Source organism: Pannus brasiliensis CCIBt3594 (assembly GCF_036688125.1).
In the GTDB taxonomy this organism is placed as follows: domain Bacteria; phylum Cyanobacteriota; class Cyanobacteriia; order Cyanobacteriales; family Microcystaceae; genus Pannus; species Pannus brasiliensis.
Genome location: NZ_JBAFSM010000003.1, coordinates 100,169 through 113,762 on the forward strand (window position 1 = coordinate 100,169; position 13,594 = coordinate 113,762).

Below are 13,594 nucleotides of genomic sequence, written 5' to 3' on the forward strand. Positions count from 1 at the left end.
AAAGGACACGGGAGATAGGGTTTCAAGTTCCCGCCGGGGGAAATCACGATCGAGAGCGGGGAACCGATCGGGACGCTCGGGAATTCAGCCCCCGAAAAGACGACGACGGATACGGGCGAGAAAACCATCCTGACCGGCCATGAGATCGAGAAAGGGAACGTCCTGGCCCTGTAAGCGTCGGGCGATATTTCTAAAGGCTATCGCGGGGATGGAGGTTTTTTCTTCCAATACTAAGGGTTCCCCCTTGTTGGTGGAAATAATAATCCGTTGGTCGTCGGGAACGATCCCTAAGAGCGGGATCACCAACAGGTCGAGAATATCCTCGACACCGATCATCTGGTTGAGTTGGATCATTTCCGGCCGGAGACGGTTGACGATCAGGCGGATGTTTTTGATATCTTCACTTTCTAATAATCCCACCACCCGATCGGCGTCGCGAACGGCGGCCATTTCCGGGGTGGTGACGATGATCGCTTCCTTGGCCGGGGCGATCGCGTTGCGGAATCCCCCCTCGATCCCGGCGGGACAGTCGATGAGGATATAGTCGTAAACTTTCGAGAGTTTATCGACTAGCTCTTTCATTTGCTCGGCGTTGATCGATTCTTTGGTTCGATTTTGCGCCGCGGGCAGTAACACGAGATTGTCCTGACGTTTATCTTTGACGAGGGCTTTATCGAGACTGCACTCTCCGGCCACCACGTCGAGAGCGGTGTAGACGATGCGCTGTTCTAAGCCTAGCAATAAATCTAGATTTCTCAATCCGAAATCGGCATCGACGAGGGCTACTTTACAGCCGAGTTGAGAGAGCGCCGATCCCAAGTTCGCCGTTACCGTCGTTTTACCGACACCCCCCTTACCGGAGGTGATTACAATTACACGAGCCATAGTTCTTCCGTTAAGAATAGAAAAGTATACAGGTTAGGGAGCCTCGATCGGGGTTCGGGAATGTTCGTTCTTCGATTATTTTCGTCTGAACCTTTAATTTTCGAGCCGATATGTTCGCGGATCGAAGGGATTGTCCCGCCTCGATCGAGAGCTTCAGCGTTCTTTTTCGACCCAGCCACCCCGATCGAGAAACGTGTAGGTTTTGGAAAAATTATACGCCCCGATGATCCGGATATTCTGTTCGCTCACGCAAGCGATTTCCGGTTCGATCCGATCGGGAGAAAGGGACGGGGCCCGGGCGACGAGATCGGCGATCCGCAGTTGGGTGGGTTCCATGCGAAGGCAGAAGATCACCGCGGTGCGATCGCCCCGGGCCCCCGCGTGGGCCACTCCCCGCAAACTGCCACAGATGTGAATATCGCCATCGGCGACGATCGCCCCCCCCGGATTCACGTCTCCCACGAGGATCACGGTTCCGGGGTGACGGATCTCGATTCCCGATCGGATCGTGGTTTTCAGGTATAAAGGTTCCGCGACCAGGGACAATTTCGGGCGTTCCTCGCCGAGAAAATCGGGATTTCCCCGCGCCTGCTCGACGTTATACCCGGCCGTGGCCGCCGCGACCGCCGTTTGCCGACGGCCGGTGCCGATGGTGTGCAGTTCTAGATCCGCGTCCTGTAGCGCGTTGGCGATCGATTGCAGTTGTCGGGTGTCGAGGAGGCGATCGCCGGCCAGCAGATGCACCCGCGTTCTCGCGGGCCAACTCTGACCGGTATTTTTCAGATAGTATTTCAATCCCGCCACGATCTCCGCCCAGTCGTTAGCGGTTTCTTCACGTCCCGCTTTCGGCAAGATCAGGACTAATTTATCGTCCTCGCTTTTGAGATGGATCTGCGCGTATCTTTCCAGCACCGAAGGCGGTAATTCTTCAGCAATTTCGGCTTCTGTCGTGTTTTCGGGGGATACCGGTTCCTCGATCGATTCCGCGAGGTTTTCCGGGGTGGTTGATTCTTCCATATATCGAGAGAGAAGAGAGAGTTAGGGAGATGGGGGGATGGGGAGATGGGGAGATTTTTCGGGGAAAAGACGAAGGGGAAAAGGGAAAAAATTACTTTCGGGCTTTTCACCTTTACCCTTTACCCTCTCCTCGTTACTCCCGCTTCCCGGCCCCCACGGAATCCAATCGTCGGTAAACGGTCGCGAGTCCCGTCGCGTCACCCACGTTACCGGGAAAGAGGACGACGGGTAAATTCGGGAACAGGGGATGATCGGCCCCGGTACGCACCATCGAGACACCGGGGAGAATCTGACCGAGAAGGCGCGCCGATCGCAGGTTTAAACCGGTACTGAGAACATCGTTAGAGGTGATTCCCCCCTTACTGATGAGAAAACCGATGTCTTTCGGCAAACCTTTGACGATATCCATTAAAAGCGCGGAAACGGCGATCCCGAAATCGAGACGTTCCTCCACGGTATCGAAGGTGAGTTCCTGACGACTGGTGTAGATGACGGGGGTTTGTCCTTTTTCGTGAATATCCTTGACTTTTTTGAGAATTTGTGCTAGTAGCTCGTCACGGGAATCGGGATGATCCCGGAGACGGGTAACATCGATCTCGACCCCGACGGTATTCGGTTGTTCCAGTAACGCGGCTAACTGTTGCGTCGTTTTCTTGACGTGGGAACCGACGACGATCGCCCCACCCTTGTCAGTAGGTTTGTACTGTCCCATCTCGGTCGCGGCGATCGGTTGCGGCCCCAAATTCGCCAGAGAAGTCAGAATACTGGCCGCGGAACGGAATAGGAAGCGTTTTCCCGCGCTCGCGGCGGTTAATAGGTCACTGGCGAAGCGATCGAGATCGGCCTGAACCTCGCCATCCACGACACAACATTGATTATTTTCCAGCTTTTGCAGTCTTTCTAGACTTCCCCCGCGGATATCATCGAGTAAAAACCGTTCTACTTCCGCCGCTTTAATTTTCCCCTTGGTTTTCTCCCCCACGTAATCGGGGAGATAACTGTAATGGTAGGCGAACACGGAATCGCGGGCGAATTCCGTCTCGTGGACGGGAGTGGGAATCCCATCGATAATCAGATAGTGAACGCTGTCTTTAGTAATCCTTCCCCCCTCGAAAAAGGCGGGAATCAGGAAATGAGCGTCGAAACCGCCTAATTCCTCGGCGATCGTGTCGGTCTCGATCGGGTAATGTCCCCGTAAGGTAGAATCCGATCGACTGACGACGAGAAAATCCTCGATTCCCTCGGCCTCGATCGCTTCTTTCAGGTTATGACAGACCTCTCTCGTCACCGATTCCGCGTTTTCGGGCGTTAACGCTCTTGTATTCGTCAAAATAAAGAAAATCGGCGCGTTATCTCGCAATCCTAACCGCAGGGTTTCCACGTCCCACCGCATCAACAGAAGACAACTATGCACCGTTTGGGAACCTGTCGGGTCATCATCTAAGACTATAATTTTAGGCCGTTTATCGCTCATGAATATTTATCGGGGACTGCAAGGGATGGGGGATCGAGACGATCTGGTAACAGTTTATCGGTTTTCGGGACTCCTTCTCGCGGGAGTCACCGCGTCACCGCGTCACCGAGTCAGAAGGTGAGGGGGAGGCAGGAGGTGAGGGAGAAATTATAGTGATTACTTCCTCTATAAATTCATTACTTTTATTACTTCTCCATCTCCCCCATCTTCCCCATCTTCCCCATCTCCCTCCTCTCCTCCTCTCCTCCTGCCTCCTGCCTTCTAATGAAACAAGCCCAAATTAGGATAAGCTATACCATGATTCCTACAGTGACGAAGTTAAGCGCGGGAGACTTCCCTTTGAACACGTTCATTCACCCTACGGCGGTTATTCATCCCACGGCGAAACTCGACCCTAGCGTTACCGTCGGTCCCTACGCGGTTATCGGGGAAAATGTCTCGATCGACGCGAATACAGTGATTGACGCTCATGTCGTCATCGAGGGGCCGACCAAAATCGGCAAAGGAAATCATATCTTTCCGGGAGCGGTCATCGGCGCGGAGCCGCAGGATTTAAAGTATAAAGGGGGAGAGAGCCGGGTCGAGATCGGGGATAACAATCAAATCCGCGAGTTCGTCACTATCAATCGCGCGACGGAAACCGGGGAAGTTACCCGCGTGGGGAACAATAATCTCCTGATGGCTTACGTCCACGTCGCCCATAATTGCGTTCTCGAAGATAACATTATTATCGCCAATAGTGTCGCCCTGGCGGGTCACGTTCACATCGAGTCGAAAGCGGTGATCGGTGGCGTGTTAGGTGTGCATCAGTTCGTACATATCGGCCGGATGGCGATGTTGGGAGGGATGAGTCGGATCGATCGAGATGTTCCCCCTTTCGTATTAGTAGAGGGCAACCCGTCCAGGGTTCGCACCTTAAATCTCGTCGGTTTACAGAGGGCCGGTGTTACCAACGAGGAAATGGCTTTACTCAAGAAAGCTTTCCGAATTCTCTACCGTTCCGATCTCACTTTAACCGAGGCGATCGAACAATTATCCCTCCTTCCCGACAACGAGTATATCCAACACCTGCGCCAATTCCTCCACCTCTCCACCACCGGCGAAAAACGTCGCGGGCCGATTCCGAGTAAGTAGAAAGATGGGGGAGTTGTTGGGAAAAGGGGAAGGGGGAAAGGCGATTTTTAACCCTTTTATCTATTCTTCTGCCTTCTGCCTCCCGCTTTTCGGTGGGTTACGCTTCCTAACCTACCCTAACGTCAGTTCGGGATCGGAATTTGACGATTTTTCGGTGAGAAGCCGAGTCTTATTCGGGGGACTAGCCCCCCGAACCCCCCACCGGTGGAGGGGTGCCTCCCCCGGACCCCCTGCACAAGGCCACGCGCGACATCACTTCGAGTTGACAAGATTTCGGGATGACTCGAATGAGAGGATCTCGATTCGAGTCATCCCGAACTGACGTTACCCTACACCCCACACCCTGAATATCACGAAAATCCTATGCGTATCTTTATTAGTACCGGCGAGGTTTCTGGAGATTTACAGGCCGCGATGTTAGTCGAATCGCTGTTTTCTCTGGCGAAAGAAAAGGGGATAGATTTGGAGATCGTCGCGCTGGGGGGCGATCGCATGGAGGCCGCGGGCGCGACAATGATCGGAAAAACCACCCGTCTCGCTTCGATGGGATTGATCGAGTCGATTCCCTTTATCCTACCCACCCTACAACTCCAAAAACGGGCGAAAGAGTCCCTTCGATCGAACCCTCCCGATATTCTCATCCTGATCGATTATGTCGGGCCGAACGTGGCGATCGGTAGTTTCGCGCGAGAAGCGTTGCCGGATTTGCCGATCGTTTACTATATCGGCCCGCAGGTGTGGATCTGGTCGGAGGAAAATATTCCTTCCGCAAGTTTACGCGCGAAAGCGGAACGTCTCTTTAATACGAAGAAATTAATCGAGATCACCGATCGACTGCTGGCCATTTTCCCGGCCGAGGAACGGTTTTTCAAGGCCAAGGGACTGCCGGTAACGTGGGTGGGACACCCGTTAGTCGATCGCATGGCCGACCCGCCGAAACGCCTAGAAATGCGTCAAAAATGGGGAATTCGCGAGGAGGAAACGGCGATCGCCCTTCTCCCGGCTTCTCGTCAACAGGAATTTAAATATCTCGTTCCCACCGTCTGCGCCGCCGCTAGACAGTTACAGGACAAGTTAACCGATGTACGTTTCCTAATTCCCGTCCCTTTAGCTTTATATCGCCCTAGAATGGAGGAATTAGTTAAAGAATACGGGTTAAACGCGACGATTTTAGAGCGGGATCAGACCCTAGAGGCGATCGCGGCCGCCGATCTCGCGGTGGCTAAGTCGGGAACGGTAAATCTAGAGATCGCCATGTTAAACGTGCCGCAGGTGGTCGTGTATCGTTTAAGCCCGATTACCGCTTGGATCGCCCGAAATATCATGAAATTATCGGTTCCCTACGTTTCCCCGGTCAATCTCGTCCTGATGCGGGAAATCGTCCCCGAATTGCTACAGGAAGAAGCTAATACCGAACGGATAGCGGCGGAATGTCTCGATTTATTATTAAACACTCAACGCCGCGAGAAAATGCTTTTAGAATACGCCGAAACGAGGGAAGGATTGGGAACGGTGGGAACCTGCGATCGGGTGGCGCGGGAAATCTTTCAAATGGTGGGGAAACAGTAGGAATATTTCCGAAAACGTCCTTACTCGAAAGATGAGGATGCGGGAGCGTTTGTTAATCGATAACAAGCTTTTAAAAGGGTTAAAAGCCTAACAAACCGCGAGACCGTCATATTGACGCGTTAAAGGGGAATGGTAAGCTAGGACAATATCTTCTCTAGGGACTCCTTTTTCTAATAACTCGTTAGCGACTCCCACTTCTGTTCCATCGTATTGAATCCAGATTTTATCGTCCTCTAAATCGATAGGAATTAACGCGCCATAGACACGCTCTTCCTCGATCCATCCCGCTCGGAGAAGTTGATAGCGATCGCGCGTCTCATCGAAGAGCGGTTTCATTTGAATTTCACCGTGAGCGGGTTTAATCTCGCTATGTTCGATGAAGATTTCTCGCGCGATTCGCCGATAATAATCTAGTTTATCCATGTTAGAAAAACGGAATTTTCGATCCCTTAAACCCCTAACGCCATCAACTCCTCGGAGAGATCGAAATTCGCCGTCACCGATTGCACGTCATCGAGCGCTTCTAACGTGTCGATCAGTTTGATTAGGGAACGGGCCCGATCGCTGTCGTTCACCTCGATCGAATTATTCGGAATCCAGCGGATCTCTATCTCTTTCACCGGAAAACCGTACCCTTGTAAGGTTTTATTGAGATGATCGAGATTCACCACTTCCGTGAACACTTCCGCGCCGGTTCCCTCTTCCTCGTCGTCGAAGATCTCGTAGGATTGCGCCCCCCCTTCTAGCGAGGCTTCTAGTAACTTTTCCTCCTCGATCGAACCCTCGATCCGGATCACCCCTTTCTGGTCGAACATCCAGCCCACACAGCCGGTTTCACCCAAATTCCCGCCATTTTTACTAAAAGCCGCCCGTAGATCCGCCGCGGTACGATTGCGGTTATCGGTGAGCGCTTCGATGAGAATCGCCACCCCTCCCGGCCCGTACCCCTCGTACCGGATTTCCTCCAAAGCCGAACCGCTATCGAACGTTCCCGCGCCTTTAGCGATCGCCCGATCGATATTCTCGTTGGGAATCCCCGCGGCCCGGGCTTTCTCGATCGCCGTCCTTAGCTGGAAATTGCCCGCAGGATCGGGAATTCCGTTCCTCGCCGCCACGATAATCGCCCGCGAGAGTTGGGTGAACGTCTTACCTTTTTTCGCGTCCATCCGCGCTTTCTGTCGTTTAATATTCGCCCACTTACTATGACCGGCCATAATCTTTTAGGAGTCTGGAGTCAGAATTCAGGAGTCAGGAGATAGGGAGTTCGGAGTTCGGAGTTCGGAGTGGGAAATCAAGATAGAGAGGGGCTAATTTCGGGAAAAATGGAGATTTTCGAGAAATTTACTCCTCTACTCCCTACTCCCTTCCCTCATGCCTTCTGCCTCCTGCCTCCCGCTTTCTTCAAGCTAATCCTTTCGAGGCTAACCATTCCCGATTATAAAGCCTAGATTGGTAACGCGCGCCACCGTCACAGAGAACGGTCACGATCGTGTGTCCGGGCCCCAACTGTTTCGCCAACGCTACCGCCGCGCCGACATTAATCCCCACCGAACCGCCCATGAAGAGGCCGTCTTTTTGAAGGAGTTGATACACCACCCGAAGCGCCTCCGGATCGTCGATCTGGATCGCGTCATCGATCGGCGCGCCCTCCATATTCGCCGTTACCCGACTGTTTCCGATGCCCTCGGTGATCGAACTGCCCTCTATCTTGATCTCTCCCGTTTTCGCGTAACTATACAGACCGCTACCCATCGGATCGGCCAACACGCACCGCACGTTCAGATTCTGGTCCTTCAAAAACATCGCCACCCCCGCGTAGGTTCCCCCCGTCCCGGTAGCCGCCACCCACGCGTCAATCTTGCCGTCGGTTTGTTCCCAGATCTCCCGTCCCGTCGTCTCGTAGTGGGCGCGACGGTTAGCGAGGTTATCGAATTGATTCGCCCAGATCGCGTTTTCCATCTCGCTCGCCAATCTTCCCGACAATCTCACGTAATTATTGGGATCTTTGTAGGGAACCGCGGGAACGGTACGCACTTCCGCGCCTAGCGTCCGCAGGAGGTCGATTTTCTCCTGAGATTGCGTGTCGGGAATGACGATCAAACATTTATAGCCTTTCGCGTTGCAGATATGGGCCAGCCCGATACCCGTATTACCGGCCGTTCCCTCTACCACCGTCCCGCCGGGTTTTAACAGTCCCTTTTCCTCGGCATCTTGAATGATGTATAAAGCCGCCCGATCCTTTACCGAACCTCCCGGATTGAGAAATTCGGCTTTTCCCAAAATCTCACATCCCGTCTCTTCACTAAAACTATCTAGGCGAATCAGCGGGGTATTCCCCACCGCGCCAACGAAACCGTCTTTAATATCCATAACGCTCGCTATCTCGTGGTCGGTATTGAAACCTAAATTTTATCGATCGTGCTGTTCGTAAGCGGAGACGATTCTCTGTACGAGCGGGTGACGTACCACATCCGCGCGCGACAGATGACAGAACGCGATCCCCTCCACTGATTTTAAGATTTTTTGAGCGGCGAGCAAACCGGATTCTTGATTTGCGGGCAGATCCGTCTGGGTAACGTCTCCAGTCACCACCATCCGCGACCCGAATCCCAAGCGGGTTAAGACCATTTTTAACTGCGCCGGGGTGGTATTCTGCGCCTCGTCCACGATCACGAACGCGTTCGCTAACGTCCGTCCCCGCATATAGGCGAGAGGCGCGATCTCGATCTTTCCCCGTTCCATCAGGTCGGGAATTTTCGCGGGTTCGATAAATTCGTACAGCGCATCGTACAGGGGACGCAGGAAGGGATCTACCTTCTGTTGGAGATCTCCGGGTAAAAACCCTAATTTTTCCCCGGCTTCCACCGCGGGACGGGTGAGAATGATCCGTTCTACCTTGTCTTCTAATAGGGCGCGAACGGCGAGAACGGCGGCGAGAAAGGTTTTTCCGGTTCCCGCGGGGCCGATACAGAAGGTGATATCGTGGGATTCGATCGCCTGAATATATTGACGCTGGCGGAAGGTTTTCGCCCGGATTAGCTCTCCGCGTCGGGTGCGCGCCAGAACGTTCTTTTGCAGTTGCTGATACTCGTCCGATCGCCCGGTATCGATCGCTTGGAAGGCGGTCATAATATCCGCCTCGGAAATATTTTTCGCGTCCTCCCATAACGGGGTTAGGGAACGCACGATCGAGGTCGCCCGTTCCACGGGGGTCGCCTGTCCCGCGATTCTCAATTCCATACCCCGCAGAACCAGACTCGCCCCGGTCTGTCGCGATAATAGTTTTAAATTCGCTTCCTGATGGCCCGCTAGGGCGATCGCGCTCTCTATACTGGGAAATTCAAACGTTTGAAGGGCTTCTGTCATGTTTAAGCGGCAGGGACGGGGGGAGAACGGGCAATCAGAGGAAAAACGATCGATGATTTTTGCCTCTGACCTTATCTTAACTATCCCGGTTCCCGATTCCCTATACCCTTAGCTCTACCGTTCGATCGATTACCCTTTGGCGAGTTCTACCACTTTGGCGAACGCGGCCGGGTCGAGAACCGCTAATTGCGCTAACATTTTGCGGTTGATGAGAATATTCGCTTTCTTTAGCTGGCCGGTGAGTTGGCTGTAGCTGACTCCCTGTTGACGGGCCGCGGCGTTGATGCGGGTGATCCAAAGACGGCGGAAATCGCGTTTGCGTTTGCGGCGGTCTCTATAGGCGTTCCGCAGGGCTTTCATCACCTGCTGGTTAGCGGTACGGAAAAGCTTCGAGTGAGAACCGCGGAAACCTTTGGCCAGTTTGAGAATTTTCTTGCGTCGTTTGCGGGCGACGTTCCCCCGTTTTACCCTAGTCATGATTATCCCTGTGAAATTTTCCGAAATCTTACAAATACGGCAACATCAAACGTACTTCCTTCTCGTCCCGTTCGTGAACGAGCGCGATATTCGACAGACGACGACGTTTGCGCTCGGCGCTCTTATGATCGAGAAGGTGGTTTTTGAAGGCTTTACGACGTTTGATCTTTTTGCCGCTCCCCGTGGCCTCGAATCGTTTGGCCGCCGCCTTCCGCGTTTTTAGCTTCGGCATAACTGTAGTTATTAAATCGACACAATCACTAATACTATCACGGGTTGGGGCATTTTTACAAGTTTCGGGCGACAAAAAAATTGGGGAGGTGGGAAAATCGTCCATAACTCGATGATTATGATGGCGATTTACGATTTTCCCGCCCTCCCTTTCACTCGGGATATTAACCGGCAACGGTCGCCCGAGTGAGTTGAACGGCCTCTAAGATAAGGTGACTCTCTTCATCGGAGAGAAAGCTTTCTAAAACTTTCGCCATCGTCTGATAGGTGAGATTGGCGGGACGCTGATCGCGGAAAGCTCGCACGACGATACTATCCCAAACGAGGTAATCGTCGCGGAGACGTTCGAGGTCGTCGAGGAGGGTGGCGATCGAGATACAGCGTAGCGCGTGTTGTCGGTCGCGTTTACAGACGGCGGACACATCCCGATCGCCGCGACGGTAGAGATTCGGATCGATCGCTTTCAGGTCGGATTCGAGTTGCTCGTCGATTTTCCCGTGTATTCCTTCGAGTTTCTCGTACAGGGAGATCCTGTCGTCCGCGGAATCGAGATAGTCGTGGAGGAATTGGAGTTCGTTGTGGTCGGCGTAGCGGCCGTCCACGTCGATGCTTAGTCGCTTGAGCTTGGTTAGCATATCGGGGATTTCTAGTGTGAAGTTATGAAAACCGTCGCTCTCAGGATGCCCAAAATCCCGATCGAAATCATCTTTTTCTGGCGATGTCGGCAAAATTTTTTCGGTTGGCCGGCGATCGGGGGACGGGGGACGATCCCCCTCTCGGAAGATCTTCAGAATATTCATCGATTCGCCGGACAAAAAGTTCTTCTAGAATGATAAGTAGATATACGAGAGGAAATATACTCATGTCCAGTGGGAAGTTCGAGACACCGGCATCATTGTCCGATCGAGAGTTGGAGATTCTCGATCTGGTCGCGGGTGGTTTAACGAATCAGGAAATCTCCGAGAGGTTGGAGATCAGCAAGCGCACGGTAGACAACCACATCAGTAATATCCTGACGAAAACGAAAACCGATAACCGCGTGGAGTTGGTACGCTGGGCCCTACAGTGGGGGAAAGTGTGTCTGGACGATATTAACTGCTGTGTGCTTCCCTCCGCGACCGTTTCCGTTACCGCCGATGAAAAGGCTTCCTAACGCTCTCGGATTCCTACTGGTGGGTATTCTCGGTACGGGGGGATGTAGTGACGCGGGTTTCGTGACCCCCCCGCAACAACTTCTCGGTTCGGCGCTCAACACGCCATCGGCGGAAGAGAATCCCCGTTTCTCCTATGATGGTCGGTATCTGGTCTTCGCGTCCGATCGACAGAATCAGCGGACGATCTACCTGTTCGATCGAGTCGCCAATCGTTTGGTTCCCCTGCCGGGACTCAATCAACCGAATACCTATCAGGACGAACCGGATATCAGCGCGGACGGTCGGTATATCGTCTACGTTTCCGAGGGGTCGGGGAAACCGGATATCTACGTCTACGATCGCCAGACGTTACAGGCGACCAATCTTACGGAAAATCTTCTCGGGGAGAAACGCCGGCCGACGATTAGCGGCAACGGACGTTTGATCGCTTTTGAAAGTAATCGTTTCGGTCAGTGGAACGTGGAAATTTTCGATCGGGGGGTAGACATCCCAGTGTCTCTGCCGTCGGAGAATCCCTCCCCCGAGAAGTAATCACACGAGGACGGGAGGCACGCGATCTTCGACCGGGAGGAAACGGGCGATCGCTTCCCAGGCGAGGACATCTTCTAAAATCGTCTGATATCCTTTGACATTCGGGTGTAATCCGTCATCCATCACGCGGGAGCGACACCAATCATCGCCGCGGGACATCCAGAGGTCGAATAAATCGAGATAGGGAATTTCTCTTTCTAAACAAGCTTGTTTCGTGGCTTCTTTAAAACGATACTGATCGAGATGATTAAAATAAAAACAATCTAAAAAGGGCATTTTCCGCTCGTCCACGGGAACCATGCCGATGTAGAGGACGGGACAGAGCGATCGGGCCCGATCGAGTAAATCTTCTATCTGGGAGCGGAATAGATCGAGATCGGTGTAGGTGCGTCCGTCCGGCCGGCCGAGTCGCGCGCTATCGTTGACCCCGACGGAGAGGAGGATTCGATCGGGGACGCGATTGCGGATTTCCCCCCGGAGACGGAATTCCTGTTCTAAACGCTCGGAGACTTGAAGCGCTCGATCGCCCCGGATACCGAGATTGTACAGGACGTGATCGGAACCGCCCATCCAGAAACGGCGCAAGCGTTCCACCCAACCGCCACCGATGGGATCGCCATAACCGTACACCAAGCTATCGCCTAACGCCACGATCTTGAGCGGGTACGCTTTGGCGGTCGCGGATTGTCCGGTCGGGGAACTAGAGAGAGTTCGCATAGATTGTTCGTGGGACACGGTTTCGCTTTTAGTTGTACACGATTTCGGACATTTCGACCGTGTAATATATTACATTAGCCCGGAGCGGAAACTAGGGGAAAAAAAACGATCGATCGCGAGGATCTATCCGGGGCCGGAGGGGCGATCGTCGAGACTGTCAACTCCCGAAAAGGGCGAGATATAATGGGAGTTTTCTGAAAAGGAGTTTACCCCCATGCAGAAAAGACAGGCTTTCGACTCCACTCACGTCGTCTATCGGGCCGAGGAATTGATGAAGGCCGCCTCTAACCGCTATCGTATAACCGTACAGGTAGCTCATCGGGCGAAAAAACGTCGTTACGAGGATTTCGAGAGTCCCGTGGAAGATCCGCTGATGAAGCCGACGATCCGGGCGATTATCGAGATGTCCGACGAGTTAACCCAGCCGGAAATTATTAGTGAATAGGAGAGACGAGAGGATGAAAAGGAGGGTTTTCACGAGAGGATCGATCGGTCTGCTGGTGGCGATCTCGATTTCGGCGCTCGGTTCGCGGGTCGATTCCCAAACCCTCCGTCCCGAAGCGGCCGCGAAAAAGGTCTACGAACAAGTTCCCAACATCCCGCGCGAGAATACCTACACCCGGAAGGAAACCGGGGCGATCGATCCCGAGAATACGCTCATTAGCCGACTGATCCGTTATCATCAGGATGTTAAAAAACGCTTCACCACCACGCGTCTCGATTGGCAATTAACCCTCGCGGATTATCTGGGCGCGAACGAGGTCATCGTAGAGGAACGCTACCCCGGCCAGAATACCCTGACCGTTAACCCGATGAAGAGTGATGTTAAAGCGATTCAATCCTTAAACCGTCGCCAGAGGGAAGCGATCGTGACGGCGCTCGTGATTCTTTACAATCCCGTGGAAAATACTCCACCGACCCCCACCCCGCAACCTTCCCCGAGTCCGAGTCCGAGTCCCCTTCCCTCTCCCCGTACCCCTTCCCTCTCCAAACCCGGAGACGCGAACTTGTTAAAGTGAGAAGGCGGTAGGCAGGAGGC

General features: G+C 53.3%; 18 protein-coding genes. 7 read left to right on the forward strand and 11 right to left on the reverse strand.

Annotation, left to right across the window (positions count from 1 at the left end; all coding sequences use genetic code 11):
- Positions 1–84 precede the first annotated feature (84 nt).
- From minD to V0288_RS02665, 3 genes are all read right to left on the reverse strand, one after another.
- On the reverse strand, positions 85–885 hold the full coding sequence (gene minD, locus V0288_RS02655; RefSeq protein WP_332863463.1) for a septum site-determining protein MinD: 801 nt from the start codon (positions 883–885) through the stop codon (positions 85–87).
- A gap of 153 nt (positions 886–1,038) precedes the next feature.
- Positions 1,039–1,902 (reverse strand): septum site-determining protein MinC, encoded by an 864-nt coding sequence (gene minC, locus V0288_RS02660; RefSeq protein ID WP_332863464.1) that lies wholly within the window; start codon positions 1,900–1,902, stop codon positions 1,039–1,041.
- Between the two features lie 133 nt (positions 1,903–2,035).
- Positions 2,036–3,376, reverse strand: coding sequence for a four-carbon acid sugar kinase family protein (locus V0288_RS02665; RefSeq protein WP_332863465.1), 1,341 nt, complete (start codon positions 3,374–3,376; stop codon positions 2,036–2,038).
- Positions 3,377–3,673: 297 nt separating this feature from the next.
- On the opposite strand from V0288_RS02665, the gene lpxA reads away from it, so the two are divergent.
- Entirely contained in the window at positions 3,674–4,510 is an 837-nt protein-coding gene (lpxA, locus tag V0288_RS02670) for an acyl-ACP--UDP-N-acetylglucosamine O-acyltransferase (protein ID WP_332863466.1), read from the forward strand.
- 363 nt (positions 4,511–4,873) lie between these two features.
- Entirely contained in the window at positions 4,874–6,079 is a 1,206-nt protein-coding gene (lpxB, locus tag V0288_RS02675) for a lipid-A-disaccharide synthase (RefSeq protein WP_332863467.1), read from the forward strand.
- Positions 6,080–6,166: 87 nt separating this feature from the next.
- Here the strand turns inward: lpxB and V0288_RS02680 are convergent, their stop codons facing one another.
- The 7 genes from V0288_RS02680 to V0288_RS02710 all read right to left on the reverse strand — a co-directional run bounded on the left by V0288_RS02680 (position 6,167) and on the right by V0288_RS02710 (position 10,788).
- Positions 6,167–6,502 (reverse strand): XisI protein, encoded by a 336-nt coding sequence (locus V0288_RS02680; protein WP_332863468.1) that lies wholly within the window; start codon positions 6,500–6,502, stop codon positions 6,167–6,169.
- A gap of 26 nt (positions 6,503–6,528) precedes the next feature.
- The gene (locus V0288_RS02685) at positions 6,529–7,293 is read right to left on the reverse strand and encodes a YebC/PmpR family DNA-binding transcriptional regulator (protein WP_332863469.1); all 765 of its coding nucleotides are present in this window, start codon (positions 7,291–7,293) and stop codon (positions 6,529–6,531) included.
- Positions 7,294–7,480: 187 nt separating this feature from the next.
- Positions 7,481–8,449, reverse strand: coding sequence for a cysteine synthase A (locus V0288_RS02690; RefSeq protein WP_332863470.1), 969 nt, complete (start codon positions 8,447–8,449; stop codon positions 7,481–7,483).
- 39 nt (positions 8,450–8,488) lie between these two features.
- On the reverse strand, positions 8,489–9,445 hold the full coding sequence (locus tag V0288_RS02695; protein WP_332863471.1) for a PhoH family protein: 957 nt from the start codon (positions 9,443–9,445) through the stop codon (positions 8,489–8,491).
- 129 nt (positions 9,446–9,574) lie between these two features.
- Positions 9,575–9,922: a 50S ribosomal protein L20 gene (rplT, locus tag V0288_RS02700; protein ID WP_332863472.1), complete on the reverse strand. Its 348-nt coding sequence runs from the start codon at positions 9,920–9,922 to the stop codon at positions 9,575–9,577.
- A gap of 28 nt (positions 9,923–9,950) precedes the next feature.
- On the reverse strand, positions 9,951–10,154 hold the full coding sequence (gene rpmI / locus V0288_RS02705) for a 50S ribosomal protein L35 (protein ID WP_332863473.1): 204 nt from the start codon (positions 10,152–10,154) through the stop codon (positions 9,951–9,953).
- A 163-nt stretch (positions 10,155–10,317) separates the two neighbouring features.
- The gene (locus V0288_RS02710; RefSeq protein ID WP_332863474.1) at positions 10,318–10,788 is read right to left on the reverse strand and encodes a globin family protein; all 471 of its coding nucleotides are present in this window, start codon (positions 10,786–10,788) and stop codon (positions 10,318–10,320) included.
- Positions 10,789–10,833: 45 nt separating this feature from the next.
- Here V0288_RS02710 and V0288_RS02715 point away from each other — a divergent pair, with 45 nt between their 5' ends.
- Genes V0288_RS02715 through V0288_RS02725 form a run of 3 tightly spaced genes read left to right on the forward strand, consistent with a single transcriptional unit; the run spans position 10,834 to position 11,838 of the window.
- Positions 10,834–10,986 (forward strand): hypothetical protein, encoded by a 153-nt coding sequence (locus tag V0288_RS02715; RefSeq protein WP_332863475.1) that lies wholly within the window; start codon positions 10,834–10,836, stop codon positions 10,984–10,986.
- 29 nt (positions 10,987–11,015) lie between these two features.
- Positions 11,016–11,306, forward strand: a complete 291-nt coding sequence (pedR, locus tag V0288_RS02720; protein WP_332863476.1) for a photosynthetic electron transport-dependent transcriptional regulator PedR — start codon at positions 11,016–11,018, stop codon at positions 11,304–11,306.
- Positions 11,290–11,838, forward strand: a complete 549-nt coding sequence (locus V0288_RS02725) for a TolB family protein (protein WP_332863477.1) — start codon at positions 11,290–11,292, stop codon at positions 11,836–11,838. Before pedR ends, V0288_RS02725 begins: the two co-directional genes overlap by 17 nt.
- On the opposite strand, the gene V0288_RS02730 is transcribed toward V0288_RS02725, so the two are convergent.
- A complete protein-coding gene (locus V0288_RS02730) occupies positions 11,839–12,555 on the reverse strand; it encodes a GDSL-type esterase/lipase family protein (RefSeq protein WP_332863478.1) in 717 nt (238 codons plus the stop codon).
- 214 nt (positions 12,556–12,769) lie between these two features.
- Between V0288_RS02730 and V0288_RS02735 the strand changes: the two genes are divergently transcribed.
- Together V0288_RS02735 and V0288_RS02740 are read left to right on the forward strand one after the other, a co-directional pair.
- Entirely contained in the window at positions 12,770–13,000 is a 231-nt protein-coding gene (locus tag V0288_RS02735) for a DNA-directed RNA polymerase subunit omega (RefSeq protein ID WP_332863479.1), read from the forward strand.
- Positions 13,001–13,013: 13 nt separating this feature from the next.
- Positions 13,014–13,574 carry a hypothetical protein gene (locus V0288_RS02740; RefSeq protein ID WP_332863480.1) on the forward strand — a complete coding sequence of 187 codons (561 nt, stop codon included), beginning with the start codon at positions 13,014–13,016 and terminating at the stop codon, positions 13,572–13,574.
- Positions 13,575–13,594 lie beyond the last annotated feature (20 nt).